This window comes from Synechococcus sp. W70.1, assembly GCF_047461515.1.
Classification (GTDB): domain Bacteria; phylum Cyanobacteriota; class Cyanobacteriia; order Thermostichales; family Thermostichaceae; genus Thermostichus.
Window position 1 is genome coordinate 2,501 of the sequence record NZ_JANSHH010000023.1, and the last position, 2,557, is coordinate 5,057.

Here is a 2,557-nt window from a genome sequence, read left to right on the forward strand (position 1 = left end):
GGGACAGGGGAAATCCCGTGTGAATCTGCGAGAACCATCTCGCAAGGCTAAATACTCCTGTGTGACCGATAGTGAACCAGTACCGTGAGGGAAAGGTGAAAAGAACCCCGGGAGGGGAGTGAAAGAGAGCATGAAACCGTGTGCCTACAAGCAGTGGGAGCCCGATTGAACGGGTGACCGCGTGCCTGTTGAAGAATGAGCCAGCGAGTTACAGTGTGCGGCAGGTTAAGGCGGGAATGCCGGAGCCAGAGGGAAACCGAGTCTGAAGAGGGCGCTAAGTCGCACGCTGTAGACCCGAACCTGGGTGATCTAACCATGGCCAGGCTGAAGCTTGGGTAAAGCCAAGTGGAGGGCCGAACCGGTTGATGTTGAAAAATCATCGGATGAGCTGTGGTTAGGGGTGAAATGCCAATCGAACCCAGAGCTAGCTGGTTCTCCCCGAAATGCGTTGAGGCGCAGCGTCGACAGGTACCTGGTGGGGTAGAGCCACTGAATCGGTAAGGGCGGCGAAAGCCGTACCGAACCGAACCAAACTCCGAATACGCCAGGGTTAGTCGGCAGTGAGACGGTGGGGGATAAGCTCCATCGTCGAGAGGGGAACAGCCCAGACCACCAACTAAGGCCCCCAAGTCATCGCTCAGTGGTTAAGGAGGTGGGGGTGCGAAGACAACCAGGAGGTTGGCTTAGAAGCAGCCATCCTTTAAACAGTGCGTAACAGCTGACTGGTCAAGCGCCCCTGCGCCGAAAATGAACGGGACTAAGCGGTGCGCCGAAGTTGTGGATTAGATGGTAGGGGAGCGTTCCGCAGTAGGGTGAAGCGGTAGCGCAAGCAGCCGTGGACGAGGCGGAAGTGAGAATGCTGGCTTGAGTAGCGCAAACATTGGTGAGAATCCAATGCCCCGAAAACCCAAGGGTTCCCCCGGAAGGTTCGTCCGCGGGGGGTTAGTCGGGACCTAAGGCGAGGCCGAAAGGCGTAGTCGATGGACACAGGGTTGATATTCCCTGACTGGCAACTGGAGCCGAAGAGGGACGCACGAGAGCTAGCCACACCCTGACTGGATTGGGAGGGGTCTACGGACCCCGCGTGGTGAAGGGTAGTGCCAAGAAAAGCTCGTAGGCGATGAAAGTTGTCACCCGTACCCGAAACCGACACAGGTGGGTGGGTAGAGAATACCCAGGGGCGCGAGATAACCCTCTCTAAGGAACTCGGCAAAATGACCCCGTAACTTCGGGAGAAGGGGTGCCAGTGCGAGCTGGCCGCAGTGAAAGGGCCCAAGCAACTGTTTACCAAAAACACAGGTCTCTGCTAAGTCGTAAGACGACGTATAGGGGCTGACGCCTGCCCAGTGCCGGAAGGTCAAGGAAGCTGGTTAGCGCAAGCGAAGCTGGCGACCGAAGCCCCGGTGAACGGCGGCCGTAACTATAACGGTCCTAAGGTAGCGAAATTCCTTGTCGGGTAAGTTCCGACCCGCACGAAAGGCGTAATGACTTGGGCGCTGTCTCGGAGAGGGACTCGGCGAAATAGACTTGTCTGTGAAGATGCGGACTACCTGCACCTGGACAGAAAGACCCTATGAAGCTTTACTGTAGCCTGGAATTGGGTTCGGGCCTTGCCTGCGCAGGATAGGTGGGAGACAAAGAAGTACCCCTTGCGGGGGGTATGGAGTCGCCGGTGAGATACCACTCTGGCAAGGCTAGAATTCTAACTTTCTGCCCGGAAGCGGGGGAAAGGACAGTTTCAGGTGGGCAGTTTGACTGGGGCGGTCGCCTCCTAAAGGGTAACGGAGGCGTGCAAAGGTTCCCTCAGGCTGGTTGGAAATCAGCCGTTGAGTGCAAAGGCATAAGGGAGCTTGACTGCAAGACCTACAAGTCGAGCAGGGACGAAAGTCGGCCTTAGTGATCCGACGGCGCTGAGTGGAAGGGCCGTCGCTCAACGGATAAAAGTTACTCTAGGGATAACAGGCTGATCTCCCCCAAGAGTTCACATCGACGGGGAGGTTTGGCACCTCGATGTCGGCTCATCGCAACCTGGGGCGGTAGTACGTCCCAAGGGTTGGGCTGTTCGCCCATTAAAGCGGTACGTGAGCTGGGTTCAGAACGTCGTGAGACAGTTCGGTCCATATCCGGTGCAGGCGCAAGAGGATTGAGAGGAGCTCTCCCTAGTACGAGAGGACCGGGAGGGACGCACCGCTGGTGTACCAGTTATCGTGCCAACGGTAGACGCTGGGTAGCCATGTGCGGAGTGGATAACCGCTGAAAGCATCTAAGTGGGAAGCCCACCTCAAGATGAGTCCTCTGTTAAGGTCCCGGGAAGACGACCCGGTGGATAGGCTCTAGGTGGAAGTGCAGTAATGCATGCAGCCGAGGAGTCCTAACAGACCGTCTGCTTGACCTAGTCCTCCTGCCGTCTCTTGCTGTGCAGCTTTCAGGGTGTGGGGGTCTGGTGCTCATGGCGATGTGGAACCACGCCGACTCCATCCCGAACTCGGACGTGAAACGCATCAGCGGCGAACCTACTGGAGGGGTGACCCTCCGGAAAAATAGCTCGGTGCCAGAC

2 rRNA genes (1 of these 2 only partly in view) are annotated in these 2,557 nt (G+C 57.4%); both read left to right on the plus strand.

Annotated elements, in window-relative coordinates:
* Positions 1–2,395 (plus strand): 23S ribosomal RNA (locus NW808_RS05490); it begins 415 nt to the left of the window's first position.
* A gap of 44 nt (positions 2,396–2,439) precedes the next feature.
* A 5S ribosomal RNA gene (gene rrf / locus NW808_RS05495) occupies positions 2,440–2,557 on the plus strand.